General features: G+C 44.6%; 14 protein-coding genes. 1 reads left to right on the top strand and 13 read right to left on the bottom strand.

What is annotated here, in order from left to right:
- From B5X68_RS15360 to B5X68_RS15345, 4 genes are all read right to left on the bottom strand, one after another.
- On the bottom strand, nt 1-1575 hold the full coding sequence (locus B5X68_RS15360) for a SusD/RagB family nutrient-binding outer membrane lipoprotein (RefSeq protein WP_082215625.1): 1575 nt from the start codon (nt 1573-1575) through the stop codon (nt 1-3).
- Between the two features lie 11 nt (nt 1576-1586).
- Nucleotides 1587-4742 (bottom strand): SusC/RagA family TonB-linked outer membrane protein, encoded by a 3156-nt coding sequence (locus B5X68_RS15355; RefSeq protein WP_141110312.1) that lies wholly within the window; start codon nt 4740-4742, stop codon nt 1587-1589.
- 237 nt (nt 4743-4979) lie between these two features.
- Nucleotides 4980-6416: a SusD/RagB family nutrient-binding outer membrane lipoprotein gene (locus B5X68_RS15350; RefSeq protein WP_082215624.1), complete on the bottom strand. Its 1437-nt coding sequence runs from the start codon at nt 6414-6416 to the stop codon at nt 4980-4982.
- Nucleotides 6417-6424: 8 nt separating this feature from the next.
- Nucleotides 6425-9688, bottom strand: coding sequence for a SusC/RagA family TonB-linked outer membrane protein (locus B5X68_RS15345; protein ID WP_082215623.1), 3264 nt, complete (start codon nt 9686-9688; stop codon nt 6425-6427).
- Between the two features lie 471 nt (nt 9689-10159).
- Here B5X68_RS15345 and B5X68_RS15340 point away from each other — a divergent pair, with 471 nt between their 5' ends.
- Complete coding sequence (locus B5X68_RS15340) at nt 10160-11446, top strand: amidohydrolase (RefSeq protein ID WP_229208434.1); 1287 nt, start codon at nt 10160-10162, stop codon at nt 11444-11446.
- Nucleotides 11447-11451: 5 nt separating this feature from the next.
- Here the strand turns inward: B5X68_RS15340 and B5X68_RS15335 are convergent, their stop codons facing one another.
- The 9 genes from B5X68_RS15335 to chrA all read right to left on the bottom strand — a co-directional run bounded on the left by B5X68_RS15335 (nt 11452) and on the right by chrA (nt 19047).
- A complete protein-coding gene (locus B5X68_RS15335; protein ID WP_082215621.1) occupies nt 11452-12252 on the bottom strand; it encodes an SDR family oxidoreductase in 801 nt (266 codons plus the stop codon).
- A gap of 9 nt (nt 12253-12261) precedes the next feature.
- A complete protein-coding gene (locus tag B5X68_RS15330; protein WP_082215620.1) occupies nt 12262-13188 on the bottom strand; it encodes a S66 peptidase family protein in 927 nt (308 codons plus the stop codon).
- Between the two features lie 24 nt (nt 13189-13212).
- The gene (locus tag B5X68_RS15325) at nt 13213-13485 is read right to left on the bottom strand and encodes a Txe/YoeB family addiction module toxin (protein WP_082215619.1); all 273 of its coding nucleotides are present in this window, start codon (nt 13483-13485) and stop codon (nt 13213-13215) included.
- Nucleotides 13461-13679, bottom strand: coding sequence for a DUF2683 family protein (locus tag B5X68_RS15320; protein WP_082215618.1), 219 nt, complete (start codon nt 13677-13679; stop codon nt 13461-13463). Before B5X68_RS15320 ends, B5X68_RS15325 begins: the two co-directional genes overlap by 25 nt.
- A 43-nt stretch (nt 13680-13722) precedes the next feature.
- Nucleotides 13723-14049, bottom strand: coding sequence for a DciA family protein (locus tag B5X68_RS15315; protein ID WP_082215617.1), 327 nt, complete (start codon nt 14047-14049; stop codon nt 13723-13725).
- A 36-nt stretch (nt 14050-14085) separates the two neighbouring features.
- Nucleotides 14086-17076, bottom strand: coding sequence for a serine hydrolase domain-containing protein (locus B5X68_RS15310; RefSeq protein ID WP_082215616.1), 2991 nt, complete (start codon nt 17074-17076; stop codon nt 14086-14088).
- 27 nt (nt 17077-17103) lie between these two features.
- The gene (locus B5X68_RS15305; protein ID WP_170916660.1) at nt 17104-17583 is read right to left on the bottom strand and encodes a PIN domain-containing protein; all 480 of its coding nucleotides are present in this window, start codon (nt 17581-17583) and stop codon (nt 17104-17106) included.
- The gene (locus B5X68_RS15300) at nt 17580-17822 is read right to left on the bottom strand and encodes a UPF0175 family protein (RefSeq protein WP_082215614.1); all 243 of its coding nucleotides are present in this window, start codon (nt 17820-17822) and stop codon (nt 17580-17582) included. Before B5X68_RS15300 ends, B5X68_RS15305 begins: the two co-directional genes overlap by 4 nt.
- Nucleotides 17823-17904: 82 nt before the next feature.
- Nucleotides 17905-19047, bottom strand: a complete 1143-nt coding sequence (chrA, locus tag B5X68_RS15295; RefSeq protein WP_082215613.1) for a chromate efflux transporter — start codon at nt 19045-19047, stop codon at nt 17905-17907.
- Nucleotides 19048-19087: the final 40 nt, after the last annotated feature.

The following is a 19087-nucleotide window of genomic DNA, read 5'->3' as shown; positions in this document are numbered from 1 at the left end:
TCAGTTAGGATCCCAGAAGATCAAATCAGTAAATGGGTTAATCACTCTGTAATTTCCAGCATTGTAGGATTGCTCGGAAGTTGGGTAAAGAATTCTGGAAGGAAGCTTGTCTGGGCGCGTAGAGGTCGACAGCAAAGACGCAATGTTTTGATAACCATCCCCGGTTGGCTGGGTAACTGGATAGCCCGTTCTTCTGAACTCATTATAACCTTCTTCTGAATTGATCATATTCACCGCAATCCATTTTTGGGTAATGATTGCTTCGAGACGTTGAGCGGGTGTTGTAGCTAGTTTGATGTTAACCAAATAGCTTTCTGCGTTAGCAACTTTGTAACCAGCTACGTCCGTAGCTACGTTCTTGCCGGCTGCCACTACACTAGTTACGTCTTTGTACAGATAAGTATAGGATGCGGTGATACCAGCATCAAAACTTGCCACGTAGTCACCCGTGATAAAACCTTTCAGCCTTGCCTCTGCCTGTAAAAACTGCGCTTCTGCCAGCAGCATCAGCACTTGTCCCTGGCTTGGTCCTTTCAGTACACCGAGTGCATTACCAATGCTGGAAGAGCTGCTGAAAGTGCCGGTATACCAGATGGAATAATTGGTAATGACCGTTGGAGCATCAACCTCGTTTCCAAGCTGGTTAACCGGCGTATTGGTAGCAAAGTTTTTGTAAATAACGGAACCCCTGCCTTCGTCAGTTAGCTTTTGGCCTTTGTAAAACCCGAAAGCGAATTTGGTAGGAATGCGGGAAGAGTTGGAAAGCGTACCAGTTGTGGTATATCCCCATGAGTTCCAAACCGGATTTGGTTTGTCTTTTACATATCCTGGGTTAACAATCGCGTCATCTGTAATGAATCCCAGTGTTTTGTCCAGTGCCGCAAATTGGGTCGTTACGAAAGAGGAAAGTGAGGCAACACCTGAAACGCGTACCAGAATGCGGAGCTTAATGGTATTAGCAAATTTTTTCCATTCTTCCATGTCACCGCCAAACATTGGATCTGATGAAGAATTTAGCGCTTGCGGAAACTCTGCTGCATCGATCAGGGCGATTGCTGCATCCAATCTGGTTACCAAATCCTGATAAATAGTCGCCGCGTCGTCATACTTCGGCGTCAGGTTTGCGTTGTTTTGCAAAGCTTCCGTGTAAGGAATATCTCCGAATGCGTCAACCAGCTTCTGGAAGTTATAAGCAACCATAATGTTTGCAGCTGCATTGGCATAAGCCTGCGTATCGTCTCCTTCTGTCTGATCAATGACATATTTGTAATCATTCAGGTTGTCATAGGTGTTTACCCATAAAGCATTATAGGTATCAGGAATCAGCTGATAATTGAATAGGTTACCAAAGCCTGAAAAGCCACCTGCATTAGCCATGTAGCCACCAAAATGTGAACCATAACTGTTAAATTGGTTCGATACGGAAGCTGACCCGGTGATAGCAGCTGGCAAAACAAGTAGCGGCTGTACGGTCGTTGCCTGGTTAGGGTTGGTGTTAATATCGAGATAATCACTACAAGATGACAGGACCGTGACAAGCACTGCCAACATCCAACTGATGTTATATCTTTTCATTATTGTTTGAATTAGAATGTTAAGGATAATGTGCCACCGAAGTAACGTGCAGGAGGCGTTTGTCCAAGGCTTGTGAAACCTATCGCGTTGTTATCTGCACCCAATGAGCTATACTCAGGATCTGTGTACAGGTTTGATTTCGGAGCCCAGATAAACAGGTTTCTTCCTTGAATACTGATGCTTGCGCCTTTGATGACTTTTGTTTTATCGAGCAACCCCGCTGGCAGCTCGTAGCTAATAGATGCTTCGCGCAGTTTCCAAAAACCAGCAGAGTTTGTGAAGTTTTGACCAATGTTGGTGTTTCTCGTTCCATCAGTCCAGAAGTCAGCGCCACCGCTTCTTACAGCAATGTTGGTGTTCTCAACATATTCGCCTTCTGCATTTAGGTAAGAAGAATTTGGGATGACAAAACGATCCCTGTTGAACCAGCCTGTGCGGACACCAGCACCGGAAAAGTCAAATCCTCCGGAAACTGAATTGAAGATGTAATGTCCATTACGATACTCAAACAGCAAATTCAGCCTAAGCTTTTTAAAGGTAATACCTCCATTTATTCCCAGGATATGCGGCGGGTTTGTGATGCCCACATCCTTAAATGTACCATTTGTAGACGGATAACCAGTTTTGGCATCAACAATGATTCTTCCCTGATCGTCGCGGTTATAATCGGTTACCTGAAGAAGCGGGAAGGGCTGACCTACCTTTGCAATAACCCTTGCAGCAGAGCCGGAAGTCCCTATGCTCAACTCATTGGATTGTGCGGAAAGAGAAATGACTTTGTTTTGGTTGTAAGTATAATTAGCACTCAGGTCAACTTTCAGTCCAGACGCAGTTTCAATCGGGGTGATGTGCAATGTTGCTTCTATCCCTTTGTTTTCTACTTCTCCAATATTGGTTCTTAAAGATCCATAACCCGTAGAGTTTGGGATCAAAACGGTGATCGTTTGATCAACGGTGTTGGTCTTATAATAAGTAACCCCACCACCAATGCTCCATGGACGGAATTCGAAATCGATACCGCCTTCAATCCCTGTTGTGATCTCAGGTTTCAGGTTGGCAGAAACAAGGGTGTTATCCAGTACAAAACCGGCGCCGCTCGTAAAAGGATAACCGAAACCTTGCGAGAATGTGCTGTTCAATGAATAAGCACCCAGGTTATTCAAAGGAATAGGGCCAAAATCCCTGTTGTTACCTAAGTTAACCTGTCCAACTTGCGAATAACCCGCGCGGAATTTCAAGCTTTCCAAGAATTCTGAATTTGAAAGTCCAGGAATCGCATCGCTTGCGATAAATGAAATATCCGCAGAAGGATAGAAGAACGAACGGTTTTCCTTAGCCAAGATTGAGCGCCAGTCGTTTCTCGCTGTAACGTGCAGATAAAGGAATTCTTTGAAACCAAGGCGGGCTTCTCCGTAGACGCCAATCTGGCGTGCTTTGTAATTCCCTTCATTTGCAATCGGCGGGTTCAAGCTGTTACCTACATTATAAAGTCCGTCGATCACCAGACCGTTTGCTATCACACCCATTGCCTTTGTTGCATTCTCGCGAACGGTTGTTCCCAATGCAACATTTAGGTTAAAATTAGGGGTGAGATTCGTTCTGAATTCAGCCAGAAAGTCGTTTACAAATTGCGTTGTGTAACCTGCATAATCGACAACCTGACCGGCAATGTCTGTTTTAGAACTTCCAGAAATGCTCTTAGTATAATCTGTGAAAGTGAATTTGTTGGTATAAACCTTACCTGACAAATTACGTCCGCTCATGCCCACGCGATAAGTGAATGTCAATGGTTTAAGAGGATTCCATTTCAATTCCAGATTACCCTGCAAATAGTCATTGCGCTGATCCCAGCGATTGTTGGACAATGTGAAGTAGGGGTTATGGTAATATTCGTTGAAATAGCCGTTCGGATTTGCAAATGGATTGTTCCGCCAATCCTCGTATTTCGTCACATCCACCTGACCGGGTGACATTAAAAGATTTTCATACGCACTTCCTGTCACACTGCTTTGGTTGGTACGACCAGCAATAAAGTTTGTGTTAAATGATGCAGTTAAATTTTTGTAAATATGACGGACCACGTTTGCACGCACGCTGTAACGCTTGTATTTTTCGTAAGGCACTGTTGATTTTTGGTCAAAATATTGTGCGGACAAATAGAATGTGCCTTTTTCATCTCCCGACGTAACGCTGAGGTCAGTTTGGTTCGCAACACCTGTGTTCCAGAACTTTTCACGGAAATCTTGTGAAGAGTAAGGAACAGACTGGATGGAGCCGTCTTGCAAAGGCTTACCGATATTGACCATCGAGCCGTCGAATGCAGGACCATACTGCTGGTTTTCGTATGGCGTGTAGGTAGGCACGTCATCCGGCGTAGTTCCTGATCCGAAACCGTTTTGCAGCTGAGGAAGGAAACTTACTTTTTCAAGTGTCGTAGTGTTGGAAACTCTAAATTGCGTTATACCCGACTTTCCTTTTTTAGTTGTAACAATTAAGGCCCCGTTGGAAGCATCTGAACCGTATAGTGCGGCTGCACCAGCGCCATTCAGAACCTGAATGTCCTCAATATCTTCCGGGTTCAGGTTACCCAGGATGTCATTGGTTGAGATAATGTTGTCGATCACGACCAATGCCTGGTTATTACCGGTGAGGGAACGGTTACCGCGCAATACTAAGCGATAATTGGGATTCACCCCGCTGCTCACACCCATCACCAGCAATCCTGGCACGCGTCCGGCAAGGCTGGCTGCGACGCTGATCGGTTTTCCCTGAACAATATCTTGGGCTTTCACGGTAGTGGACTGGTTGCCCAATTCGCGGCGTTGTGCGGTAAGACCGCCCGCAGTGATTACCACTTCATTTAACGCCAGTTCATCAAGCGTCATGACCACGTCCAGTTTTCCGGAGGCGGGTGCTTTCAGCTCCTGATTGAGGAAGCCGACAAAAGAAAAAACGAGTGTTTGTTCCGGGCGTGCATTGATGCTGTATTCGCCTTGATCATCTGTGAGTGTTCCGGTGTTGGTGCCGGCAATTCGAATGGAAACGCCGGGCAGTAATGATCCGTCGTCTTTGGAAGTAACCTTCCCGGTTACCTCTCTGCTTTGGGCGAAAGCTTGACTGCAGAGCAGCAGCACCCCTCCCAAAAGGGTTAGTAAATTTTTTCTCATCAAGTTAGGTTTGTTATTAAAAGCTTACTGTAAAAATAATTATTGTTTTGACAATTGCAATTAATAAGTCACCTTTTCTAAATTAAAATTTTGTCTGGTTAGCAGTTTCCGTATATTATATTTTATGCTGGTGGTATTATTCCAAATTTTTAGCGCTTCACGTTGTATTTGTCAAAAATATGGCACAAAAAAAGGGGACAATCTGTCCCCTTTTTTTGTGTATGTAGTTAAGTCTGTTTAGAACTTATCCCACCAAAGCTTAGTCGTTGCAAGGTCACCGCCAATTGCGCCGGCAGCCGCTTCACGGTTAGCTGGGTTCAATGTCTGTTCGTTGATTGGGTAGATGATACGAACTGGAATGGCAAGTCCCGCTGGAACGTTTCCGCCTGATGGAGGAAGCAATTTCGGGTAATCCAATCTTCTCCATTCAACCCATGATTCCCATCCCCTGTTGTAAAGAGCGATCCATTTCTGGAAACCGATTTTCTCTTTCCAATTGGTTGCGGCAGTTGCATAAGCCACTTTTGGTTGTGCCAGATAAGCTGTTGCTTGCGCAGGTGTTCCACCCCAGTAAGTGATAGAAGCAGTTACAGCTTTGTTGTAGTGATCAGCAGCAGAACCAGTAATAAAAGCTCTTTCAACGGCTTCAGCCAGCAAGAATTCAACTTCTGAATAGTCAAGCAGCAAACCTTCCAGATCTGGCTCAATGATTTTGTCTGCTACGTGAGAGAATGCAGAGTAAGTGTTCAGCATTCCGTATTTTCCTCCAACGTATTTACCACCAACCGCTGTGAAGAATTGCTCTCTCCTTGGGTCGTTCAGTTCATTCATTGGATTAACCAATGTTTCCGAAGCAACAAAATCCTGACGGGTAGAATACAATGGATTCAGGTTTTGTGCAATTGGATTGTAGTTTGGAGGCGTACCAATGTAAGGGAATGCAGCTTTATCAGCATTAGAAGTAAACACGTTAGGTGCAGCTTGTGCAACCATTGTTTTTGCTTTTGCCGGATCGCTGTCCGCAATGATCATTGCCAGCTTCAGTTTCAGAGAATTTCCGAATTTTTTCCACAATGCAATGTCGCCTTTGTAAAGCAGGTCACCGTCCTCGAAAGGAGTTCCTGTTGTGTTCAGCTTTGGCAAAGCCGCATCCAAACGTGCAAGCAGGTCGTCGTAGATCGTTTTTGCATCGTCGTACTTAGGCAACGGGTTCTCAGGATTCATTGCCTCTGTATAAGGAATGTTTCCAAAAGTGTTAACGAGGTCAGCCCAGGCTAATACTTCAATGATCTCGATTTGAGCCAATTGAACTTCTTTTGATGGAGCACCCAAAAGCGCATCCTCATTTACCAATCTTTTAGCTTCGGTCAAATCGGAAATTACACCTTTGTATAATCCCTGCCAGAAAGCCTGTGGAATTGTACGCGCAGTCAGGTTATATCTTGGCTCATCAAGATAAGTCGTTGTAGACCAATGTTGAACGTATAAACGATAGTTGTTTACGTTTACGTTTGGGCTGGTCAATGTATCTGCCAGGCCTTTCAGTGCATTCGAGAAAAGTGTTACCGGTGGAACAACCGTGGCACGTTTCTGATCTACGTTGTAGTCGTCCAGACTGTCGACGCAAGCGGTCAGCAGGAGAACGGGTAGAAAGAAAATGATTAGTTTTTTCATATTGGTTATTAGAAACGGAATTTAACATTGAAACCATAACTTCTTACAGCCGGGTATGCACCGCTTTGGTATCCACCTGCACCGTTAGATAATCCCGAACCCAATCCTTCTTCCGGATCAGAGTATTCCATGTTTTTGTGGATGATCCAAAGGTTACGTCCGATCAAAGAAAGGTCGATTGATTTGAATGCGCGAAGTTTAGTAACGATTGACTGAGGGACACCGAAAGTCAAGGCAACTTCTCTCAATTTTACATAGCTACCATCGTAGATGTACATCGCACGTGGAGGGTTTCCTGGATATCCGTATGCAGTTGCACCGTTTCCGTCTACGTTCGCAGCACGAACTGTGTTAGGAGAACCATCAGCCTGAACACCTGGGAATAAAACACCGCCGCCTTGTGCAACAGGAGCTCTTTTCTCAACACCATTTTCGTTCAAACCGGCAGTGATCGGGTACAAACCTGTTCCTTCACCATACCATTGGTCAAGTGACCAAACATCTCCGCCGTGACGTACATCAAGCAGGAAGCTTAACGAAACGGATTTGTATTTAAGTGTATTGCTCAAACCACCGATCCAGTCTGGGTTTGGATTTCCAATAACTTCCGCAGAGCTGGCAGATGCCTGATACAGACCATTTGGTCTTACGATTTTCTGTCCATTTTCGTGGTAAACGAAGTTTGTACCGCGAATGATACCGAATGGAAGGCCTTCAACCGATCCGTCCGGGTTCTTCTTGATAGCTGCGTTCAAAGTAACACCACCCTGAGGTGCTGCGATTTGTACGTTTTGTACGTCTCCATAAAGGCTTAATACTTTATTTCTGTTACGTGCAAAGTTGGCATTCACTGTCCACGAGAAATCAGCGGTTCTGATCGGCGTTACATATGCAGAGATTTCAATCCCTTTGTTTTCTACTTCACCTGAGTTTACATAACGGAATGCATAACCGGTTGCAGCACTAATCGTTACAGGAAGGATTTGATCCAGCGTGTTCGATTTGTAATAAGTAATGTTAAAACCTACGCGATCATCCAGGAATGCAGTTTCAAGACCGAATTCAAGGTTTTTAGTGCGCTCAGGCTTCAAGTTAGGATTGTTCTTCGTGTTACGCAATGTAAAGTATGGAACAGAACCGATACCAGTTGGTTTGTCATATACGTCAAGAACGCTACCCCAAGGTGCATCATTACCTACCTCAGCGTAGTTAGCGCTCAATTTACCCATTGTCAACCAAGGTGTCTTAAACATTTCCAGGTTGGAGAAGTTGAAGTTAGCACCGATCGCAGGGTAGAAATACGTGTTGTTTCCGGATGGAAGCGTGGTCGATTTGTCTTGTCTTGCAGTCAAATCAAGGTTAACCAGTTCTTTGTAACCGAAAGAAGCCTGTCCGTAGATACCATCCACACCGATTCTTCTGTAAACTTCGCTTGGTGCTTCAATCGGGTTCACACTGTTTCCAAGAGAGTAAAGGTCAGGAACAACCATTCCACCATTGGTTTTTGCGCGGATAGAGGTTTCTTTTGATCTACGCATGCTTCCTCCTAATAAACCGGAGAAGTTGATATCTTTTGTGATCGCCTTGCGGAAATTGAAGATAACGTCTAGGTTGGTTTCGTTAAACGAACGGTTAAATCTGCTGTATTCCGCAGGACCTGCGCTTCCGAAAGCAATTCTTTCTTCCTGCATGTCATTTGTGCCATTGTAAGCAAAACGGCCTGTCAGGTCAACCCAGGGAGCAATTTTGTAAACCGCTTGTGTGTAACCGAAGAAGTTATCACGGCTGTCATTGCTATAATTTTTGTAGCGAGAGAAGTATGGGTTTTCAGAATAAATCGGGCCGTTCTGATCGATTGGCGCTGTTGGGTCACCCCAGTTCCAGGTTACATCCTGTCCGTTTCTGAAATAAGCTTCTTTTTGTTCCAAAAGATCAACGTTTGTCTGGAACCATTGTCTGAACTGCTGGTTAGGGTTTTTACCATCGTAACCCGTTCCATATCTACCCATACCTTTAATTTGTGAGTAGTTGGCGTTAGCCGAAACAGTTAGTTTTTTAGTCAGATCATAAGAAGCAGAGAAGTTGAAAAGGTTTTTACCTAACTTACTGTTTGGCAAAACTCCTTTTTCATCATTTCTTGTAAAACCTACCTTGAAAGTTGAGTTGTCACCACCACCGGTGATGCTCACGCTTTGGTTAGAGTTTACCGCAGTTTCGTAAAATTTGTCAGGTCCGTTAGCAGCCGCAACCCATGGACGCATTTTTCCGAAGTTGGGAGAGAACGGGTCGATGGCATCCCACTGATAAACCATGCGGCTCGGATCGAATTTCGCTCCGAACGAAGCATCTGCATCGAAAACAGCGATATCGCCTTCGCCTGAACCCAGGTCACCGCGATAGAACTGATCGGCAGAACCGTTGCCACCGTAACCTGCACCGTATTCCTTCTGATATTTAACAAATGTTGATTTGTCAATTTTACCCCAGGTCACACCGCTGTTAACTGTAACGTCGAAGCTGTTTTTACGACCTTGTTTGGTAGTGATTAAAATCACACCGTTTGAAGCGCGTGAACCGTAAAGTGCAGTTGCAGCAGCACCTTTCAATACGTTGATAGAGGCAACGTTATCAGGGTTGATGTCTGATGCAGCATTACCGTAATCCGTTCCTGCGCGACCTGTTTGCTGATCAGTAGTGTTCGTGTTAGCGTTGGTAACAGGCACACCGTCAATTACGAAAAGCGCCTGGTTGTTACCTGTAATGGATTTGTAACCACGAATGATCACGTTTGTTGAACCGCCCATGTTGTTGTTGGTTTTGATATCAAGACCAGCAACTTTACCTGAAAGGGCATTCATAAGACTTGGGTTCCTTGCCTGGGTTATCTGTTCAGCCGATACTTGCTGGGCAGCATAAACCAACTCATTTCTTTTTCTTTCCTGGCCTAATGCCGTTACAACAACTTCCTGTAACTGGCTTACATCATTCTTAAGAGAAATGTTAATAGTGGTTTGACTTCCTACTACGGCTTCCTGAGTCTGAAAACCGATGAAGCTAAATACCAGCGTAGAACTCGATTCTGCATTAATCGAAAATTCTCCCTGGGCGTTGGTGGTGGTACCGCGATTAGTACCTTTCAAAGAAATGTTCACACCCGGCAGCACTGAGCCGTCTTCAGCGCTGACTTTACCGGTCACGGCGCGATCCTGGGCAAATACCTGTGCGGTCAATAGCAGCAAGCATCCCAGTAGGGTTAATAGAGTCTTCCTCATACGTGTTAAAAGAGTTAGATTTGTTATGTTAACATAATGTTGCAAAAATAATTATTAGTTTAACCATTACAACCTTTTAATTGCAAATTTTCAAAATAAACTTTGGTATCCCCTATGTTTTCGGCGAATTTTATACCTGGAATAGGGCATTTTTTGCGATTTTTTAAATGTTTGATTTTTCTAAAAATTCCATTCCTGTTATATATTTGTTAACAATAAGGTGCTTTCTTTAACTTTTTCGTATCATTACAGGTAACTGGTTTTAAGAATAGTAAATGGCTAATTAGTTTGACGCTATCCATATACGTTTATGTAAACAAGAAGAATCTAAATTATATTTTTTTAGAATTTATTCGCTCCAAACCGTTAACTAAGATCTTTTTGTATAGGATTATTCCAATAATTTAAAGTTTTCTTGTCCTTTCAATTATGCTCAAACAACTACTCCCGTTCGCGTTTGTTTTGTCATGTATGCAATTACACGCACAATCCAATTTGCCCGCCTCAATTGATCAGAAGGCACAATCACTAGAAAAAAAGCTGGTTGAATGGCGTCGGGATTTTCATCAGAATCCGGAGTTAGGGAACCGTGAATTCAAAACCGCTGAGAAAGTCGCAAATCACCTCAAGCAATTGGGCATGGAAGTGCAAACCGGCATAGCGCATACGGGTGTAGTGGGGTTGCTGAAAGGTGGGAAGCCGGGGCCGGTTGTGGCGCTGAGAGCGGACATGGATGGCTTGCCTGTTACCGAACGCGTGGATGTGCCTTTTAAGTCGACTGTTAATGTTGATTATAATGGTCAAAAAACGGGCGTAATGCATGCCTGCGGCCATGATACGCACATCGCAATCCTGATGGGTGTTGCGGAAGTGCTCGCGGGAATGAAGAACGAAATTCCTGGGACGGTTAAGTTTATTTTCCAGCCGGCCGAGGAAGGCGCTCCGGAAGGGGAGGAGGGCGGTGCTAAACTGATGGTGAAAGAGGGCGTACTTGAAAATCCAACGGTTGAGGCCATTTTCGGGCTGCATATTGATGCCTTGATAGAGGTCGGGAAGATTGCCTACAAGCCGGGAGCGACTATGGCGGCAGTTGATTTTTTCAGCATTGATGTAAAGGGAAAGCAAACGCATGGTGCTTATCCCTGGTCCGGCGTCGATCCGATTGTGACTTCTTCACAGATCATCATGGGATTGCAAACAATTGTGAGCCGCAACCTTAACCTTACCCAGGCACCGGCGGTGGTAACGGTTGGTGCTGTGAATGGCGGAATCCGACAGAACATTATTCCGGAAAGTGTCAAAATGATAGGCACGATCCGCACATTTGACGAGGGCATGCATACATATGTGCACAAGCGTATGAACGAGATTGCAACCAACATTGCGGAGAGTGCAGGTGCGTCAGCGAAGGTGAATATCAACGTCATGTATCCTGTGACATTCAACAATGAAGCATTAACTGCAAAAATGATCGGGACGCTGGACAATGTGGCGGGAAAAGGCAATGTGTCTCTAATTCCGGCTAAAACCGGGGCTGAGGATTTCTCCTATTTTCAGCAAAAAGTGCCTGGGTTTTTCTTTTTTCTGGGCGGAATGCCAAAAGGGAAGTCAATAGAAGAAGCAGCTCCGCACCACACGCCTGATTTTTATGTGGACGAAAGCAGCCTGGTTTTAGGTGTTCGTTCGCTGAGCCGTTTGGCAACAGATTATTTGCAAATGGCTAAAACAAATGACGTTAAGAAAGCGAAAAGCAAATAATCAGTTTATTCCGGAATGTTCTTGCGGACCTGATCGAAAAGCAGATTTGGTAAAAAACGCTTTACATAAATGGCGGCCACTTCTTTTAGTCCACCAATGTAAATTTCCTTTTTGTCCTTTTTTACCGCTTCCAAAATTCGCCGTGCACATTCTTCGGCAGGGATTCCTTTTGCCTGATTAGAGTCCATTTTGCCAAATTTACTTCCAGAAGCATCCATAGCATTCAGTGAAATGTTGGTGCGAATGTAACCTGGGCAGATGGTCGTTACTTTGATATTATCCTTGTAACCTTCTGCACGCAGAGAGTCGTAAAACCCGTGCAATGCATGTTTTGCAGCATTATAACCCGATCGCATAATCGTGCCGATTTTACCTGCAACGCTGCTGATAACTATAAAATGTCCGCTTTTTTGCTTCACCATGTAAGGCAAAACAGCCTTTGTAAGCGCCACCGTACTGAAAAAATTCACATTCATCAGCTTCTGGTAAACATCCAGCGCCGTATCGTTTACATAAGATCTTTGGCTGACACCGGCATTGTGCACCATAATGTCAATACGGCCGAAATGTGCAATCACCTGCTCGGCAGCGCCTTGGGCTTTATCGAATTGGGTGACGTCCAATGGAAGCACCAACACAGATACATCCGGTAATCCGGATAGCTGTTTCACTCTTTGCAGCTCCTCTTCACGTCGTGCTGTGAGCACGAGCTTAGCGCCCTCTTTCGCAAATGCAAGCGCTATCGCCTCCCCAATCCCGGATGACGCGCCGGTTATCCAGACGACTTTATCATTAAATGTGTCCATAAGGGATGATTAAATTCTGGGAGTTGCAAATTGGAAGGAGACTTCTTCGTTTGTAACATGCAACACAGCTTCCATGCCAACGCCCATTGCACGGTTATCGCCAACGTGGCCTACCGGGAAATCAAAGCAAACCGGATAGTCAAACTCCGCAATGTGTTCCTGAATGATCTCGTAGTAAGTTTTACCAAATGTCGGGCTGTTATTGTCCTTCATGTCAGTAAATTGTCCCACGATCAAGCCGGCTAGTTTGTCGAATTTTCCAGTCCGTTTCATCTGGATCATCATGCGGTCCAGGTTGTAGAGATATTCGTTAATGTCTTCGATAAAAAGGATTTTTCCGTCCGTATCCACGTCCGTTTCAGTCCCGATCATATGCGCCAATAGGCAAAGGTTACCGCCAACAATTTGGCCGCTTGCAGTTCCGAGTCTGTTCAAATCATGTTTTTCGACAGTATAATGCGGCATTTTGCCAAAAAGCATTTGCCTGAGCGATTCTTTGGCCAGATCCGCCCCATCAGTTGTGATTGACTTAGCCATTGGTGCGTGCAAACTTGCATAACCTAGGCCAAGTAGCCGGGAAAGGATTACGGTAAGGTCGCTGAAACCCACGACCCATTTTGGATTTTTCAGAAATTGATCAAAGCTGAGCCGATCCACGATGCGGGAACAACCATAACCGCCACGGGCAGCAATGACGGCTTTTATTGAAGGATCATCCAACATCGATTGCAGATCGGTGAGACGCACATCGTCAGACGCTGAGAACTGGTTCGAAGCTGTTTTTAAAGTCTCGCCCTCAATCACTTCAAGTCCCCATTCATTCCTGAAAATATCAATCCCCGGCAAAATATCCTCATAATTCAAAACGCTGGCAGGAGCCACAATGCCAATTTTATCACCGGGTTTAAGGAAGGGAGGAAGGTTGATTTTATTCATTCGCAGTAATGGCTTGCTTTCTGGCTAATAGTGACCCTTCATGGAAATGATAAAAACTGTATCATTTCCAATTCTATAAACGATCCTATGTTCCTGATCTATTCGCCTGGAATATCTTCCGGCAAGCTGATGTTTTAAAGGTTCTGGTTTTCCAATTCCCGTAGTGGGCGTTTCTCTGATGGACCGAATCAGTTGTTCAATTTTTTTAATGTGCGCTTTCTGACCAGATTTATGCCAGAATGCTAAATGTTGAAGAGCGAGTTCCGTAAATTCTATTTCGAAGATACGAGATTCCATATGCTTTCACCCTCTTTCAGTTTGACTGTTTTACCAGCCTTGATTTGCTTTTCACCTTCTTGAACCATTGACACAAATTCAGGATCATACTCTTTATCAGAAGCTTCCTCAAATGTCACTTTGAAACCCGTTAAAAGCGCTTTGACCGCTTTTAAAACAGTTTGATCTTCGGTGTTTATGAATAGTGTTGTCATGTGTTTTTTATTTAAACGGAGCTTAAAGATAGCAGAGTTTACCCTAAATAAAAACCACTTCTTCCAGGAGATCCGAACCCATTTCGCGGTTGATCAGCTCGATGATCTTGGCTTTGGCGCGGAAGAGTTCGTTTCGTAACGGCGCGGATTCTATTTGTAAAAAAAGGGTCCTGTCTTTAATGTAAACGGTTTTCGTGCGGGTTGCGATCGCGGAACCCATGATTTTGTCCCAATGCGCAACAACGTAAGATTGATCGAAGCGGTTGCGCAGCCGGTATTTTTCCAGCATTTGGTCAATAGCATCTTTCAGCGGCGTGACGCCAGGCCGCCGGGATGCTTTTTCTTTGTCGAACCGATAATGTTGCGCCATAATTGAACTTGTGAATCTTGCAAATGTAGGAAGTTCTCAGAGTCCTGCCGTCGCTTCGGGACTTACTTTTTTCAACAATTCCTGATAAACCACGTCCATGATCGCTGTACGGATATTAAGCTGCGAGATCTTATTATTTTCCCTTGTAGGGTAAACGCGGTTGGATAAGAAAACATAATTCAGCTTCCACGCCGGATCCGCCCAGGTCATGATACCTGTATAACCCGTGTGCCCAAAACTCGACGGACTCGCATATTTCGGCGCATTTCCAGAGTACTTGAATGTAGGCTTGTCAAAACCAATCCCGCGACGACTTCCCGTTTCAGGATACTGGTAACGCGTGAACTCGATCAGCGCGTCCTTGCTTAGTAATTGCTCACCGCCATAATAGCCCTGCTGCAAATACATTTGCCAAACTTTCATCACATCATTGGCATCCCCAAATAAACCCGCATGTCCGCTTAATCCGCCCAGCATCGCAGCAGCCTCGTCATGAACCTGGCCGTGCAATTGCGTCATCCTGAAAAACGTATCGCGCTCTGTTGGAACAATGTCTTCCAGCTTGTAAAAACGTTTTGGATTGAATGTTAATGTATTTGCGCCCAGTTTATGGTAATAATGATTTTTCAGGTAATCCTCAAAATTCTCGCCGGACAATGTTTTCACGATCTGCGGATAAAGAATAAATGAAAGGTCGCTGTACACATAACCCTCTTTTTCATTCAAAGGAGAATCGCGAATGGCTTTGAAGATCTTTTTATCATAATTTTTGAAAATAAAAAGGCTGTCGCCAACCACTGAAGTCGGATATCTTTTGGACTGTTTCGTACTGAAAGTCTTCCTTTTCCACGAGCCGTCAGCATGCTGCGCTTCTTTCCAAAGAACAATAAATGCTTTCAGCCGAGCGCTATGCGTCAGAACGCGTCGCCATTGAAGGTCTGCTTTGTTGGAATTTTCAAAATCTGGCAAGTAATCTTTCATCGAAGCTTCCAGATCAAATTTTTTCTGATCCCAAAGACTCATTAATGCCAGTGTGGAAGCCGTAATTTTGGTTACAGAAGCCAAATCGTAAAGATCTGTCAATTTCACATTCGCCTTTCCTTCATAAGTGTGTTTTCCGTAAGCCTTTCTAAAAAAAACTTTACCATCCTTTGCCAGCTGCACTACGCAGCCCGGCGTTGCTTTTTGGGTAAGCGCAACATTTGCGATGGAGTCAATTCTATAAGTAATGATCTCAGAATCAAGTCCAAGTTCTTCCGGAATTGTATATTTCAATCGGCCTATGGTAGGTGTTTCAATGCCGGCGTTGTATGGAAATTGTGCATTTACAGTAACCGGCAGTTTTCCCTGAGCTGGAATTGCTCCAAAGATCAACTGCGCCGAAAGATCCTGCGTATAAGGGGTTAGCTGATAAGCCATTAACAATGCGCGTGCATTTTCTGGCTTTTGAATTTTGTTCAATGCATAAGGATTGCCAAAAATAGAAACGACAGCCTTATTGGAAGCGATCAACTCCTGTAAAACCGCACTCATTTGTTCGGTTAATCCATAATTGGTTCGCGGTGAAATGCTTCCTAAATGAACGCCAACCAATAACAAATTGAATGCTTTCAACTTTTCGCGCAACGCTGCAACTTGCGTTTCGGTTGCTTTGGCAGGAATGTAAAAGTGTTCAACAGTAGTATACAAGCCCAATGTATTTTGGAATGCCGTGATCGTGTCCGCGCCTAATGATATAGAAGCAATTTTTAGCGTGTCCAGATCGCGCAATGGCAATAAATCCTTATCGTTTTTGAGCACGGTCAATGCTTTTTCGGTCAAAAGGCGGTTTGTGAGTTCTGCGGCTTTTGGATTCAGGTCTTTGTATAAATTGTTGAGGTCAACTGGTTTATAATGATTCAGGCCAGCCCATGCTTTCGCTTGCAGCACTTTTTTGCAACGTGCATCGATTTCTGCTTGTGTTATTTTTCCTTCCGCAATGCTTTTCTTAATCTCAGCAACCGACTTCGAAACGTCCTCCGTAAATTCCAGCAGATCCATTCCAGCTTCCAGGCCCATGGCATCGGCCCTTCCATTAGGGAAATATTTGGTAACGCCTTTCATATTCATCGCATCTGAATAGATCAGCCCGTCAAATCCAAGCTGTTTTCTCAAAAGGTCAGACACAATAGGCTTTGAAAGTGTTGAAGGCAAATTGGGTGTTTTGTCAAGTGCAGGAATACTCAAATGCGCAATCATCATTCCGCTTATTCCACTGGCGATCAGTGCTTTGAAAGGATACAATTCCAGAGAATCCAGCCTGTTCGTATTATGTGAGATTAATGGAAGGTCATAATGGGAGTCGACACCCGTGTCGCCATGTCCCGGGAAGTGTTTGGCGCTGGTTAACAAGCCATTATCCTGCATTCCTTTCATGTAAGCCACGGCTTTGTCTGCGACTTTGTATTTGTTTTCGCCAAAAGAGCGGAAGCTTATAACCGGATTATCCGGATTGTTATTTACGTCAGCAACGGGTGCGAAATTAATGTGCATTCCGAGGCGCCGCGCCTGTTTGGCAAGTTGCGCGCCCATTTCATAAATCAGGTCATTGCTGCCCTGGATCGCACCTAACGTCATTTGATAGGGATATCTCACCGTGCTATCGATCCGCATCGCCAATCCGAATTCTGCATCCATTGCGATCAGGAGCGGCACTTTGGAAATGGATTGATAAAAGTTTGTCAACCTGGCTTGCGGAACCGGCCCGCCCTGAAAAAACACAATCCCGCCCACCTTATTTTCCCTGATCAACTTCTCAACAACAGTTGGATTACTCGTTTTAGGGTCAATCACAGCCCTTTTTACATCCGAAACCGCCGCTACCATGATCAACTGCGCAATCCGCTCATCCGGCGTCAAAGTAGCAAAAACCGAATCGACCCATTGTTGATTTTGGTTCAAAAAAGCCGGCGGCGCGCTGATCTGGGCCTGGGAAACTTTTGAAGAAAAAAGGATTATTAAGAGCAGTAGGAGATAGGAATATTTCATTCGTAATATATATGCGATTCTTGATTATTATATTTCATTAACCCTGGTAAGAACTTCTCTGATAAGGTCTGGCTTAAACCAGACGCCTGCTTTCTCAGTCAATGTCTGGATAATTGGCTTGATTTCTGCAATATGATTTTGACGCTTTGCTTCGATGAGTATCCCTAATATGCCAGTAATGTTGATGCCCAGCTGTGTTGCGATAGCACGGCCCTTTTTCTCATCAATTAACAAAATATCCGCGTTTAAATCTTTTGCTAATGTAATAGCTTCTGCTTCGCCAAGATCAAGAAGAGTCGAAAGCTTATGTAAAAGTTTGCTGTCATGTACATGCTTGATGTCAATCCAGTCACTGAAAAGTTGAGTAAAAAGCACTTTGTCCAGTTGCCCTAGTTCAATAAAAACCTCATTTGGAATTACGATATTTTTATAAAGCTTTTGAAGAATGTGCAAGCTGCCGGACTGCAACAAACCACTAATTACCGAAGTGTCACTGACTACAATCACTGAAACAATTTGCTGAGTGTTTTAAGATCAGCATCCAAATCATCTTTGTCATAATTGGATGGAATCTGTCTTTTTCCAAGTTCCTGCTGAAACTGGATAGACCCCATTGATGTCATTCTGCCAGCCTGGCCGACCGTAATTTTACCTTGCTCGTACAGTTGTACAGCTAGCTCAACCCGGAGCTGCTCCTGGCTCAGCCCGGTGCTTTGAATAATTTGGTCGTCCAGCTCTAAAAGCATTTTTAAGAGATTAAAGGCTATTACGTAAAGATAAGGATAAGAATTAGATCTGCCATCAAAACGATTTTCATTAAGTGTTTATTCAAAATACTAGCCCTAGCACCAGCCCGGCAATAATAATTACGTAAGAAGGCACTTTGGAAAAGGTCAGGACGAGGATTGTGCAGATTACGGTGAATAGCGGTTGCCAGTGATTCATCATGGGTTGGAACAGAGAGATGGCTGCGGCAATGGTGAGGCCGCAGCTGGCGGCGTGAATGCCTTCAAGGGAGGCGCGTATGCCTCTGTATTTTTTAAGTTGAGCCCAAAACGGATAGGCAAAAAAGATGAAGAATGTTCCCGGAAGGAAAATGCCTGCTGTTGCAACAAAACCGCCTATGATTTGCCCGGGTATGCCAGCTGATTGCAGCGAAATGCTACCTACAAATGTCGCAATGGAGAAAACAGGCCCCGGCACAACCTGCGTTAAGGCCATCCCTGCCAGAAATTCCTGATCGGTGAGGTAATGTTTAAATTCCACAAACTCGTTATAAAGGATGGGAATTAAAACCTGGCCGCCGCCGAAAACCAGACTGCCGTTCCGGTAAAAGTTCTCAAAAAGCCTGACAGGAAGGGAATTGGTAACCTTACCAACGATCGCGGCCGCAATCAAAACTGATATCCAGAAAATTATAGGCCTCCATAAAATCCGGATGGGCCCTTTTTCCATTACCTCATGTTTTTTGAAATTCAATGAAGCCGCAATGCCTCCCGTGATAATGAGCACGGGGGTCATGTAAGGCGATGGGTACATATAAGCGAGGATCGTGGAAATGATCAGAAACGACCAGCCCTGCGTATTATGAATGACTTTTCGGGCGATGGAAGAAGCTCCATACATCAAAAAAGCCACCGCCATAGGTCCTACAAACTTCGTGAATTGTAAAGAAATCGAATGCCGTTCCAGGTAATGAATGCCGATGGCGGCCATCGTCATCAGGATCATTGCAGGCAGCGACCACACAATCAGTGTCAGGTAAGCAAGTGGTTGTCCTCCGATTTTCAGCCCGATGGCGGTGACCGTCTGCGTGGAGCTTGGGCCGGGCAAAACCGAGCATAACGCCTGTAATTCGAGCAATTCTTCTTCCGTAATGTATCGCCTCTTCCGAACCAGCCTTTCAATCATCATCATTAAATGCACCTGTGGGCCTCCAAAAGCGGTTACGGACAGCAAGAGGATGTCCATCAGATAAATGATGTAGCGAAAGCGGCGGATAGGAGGATGG

The organism is Dyadobacter psychrophilus, from assembly GCF_900167945.1.
Taxonomy (GTDB): domain Bacteria; phylum Bacteroidota; class Bacteroidia; order Cytophagales; family Spirosomataceae; genus Dyadobacter; species Dyadobacter psychrophilus.
This window is presented reverse-complemented; position numbering and strand designations above follow the sequence as displayed.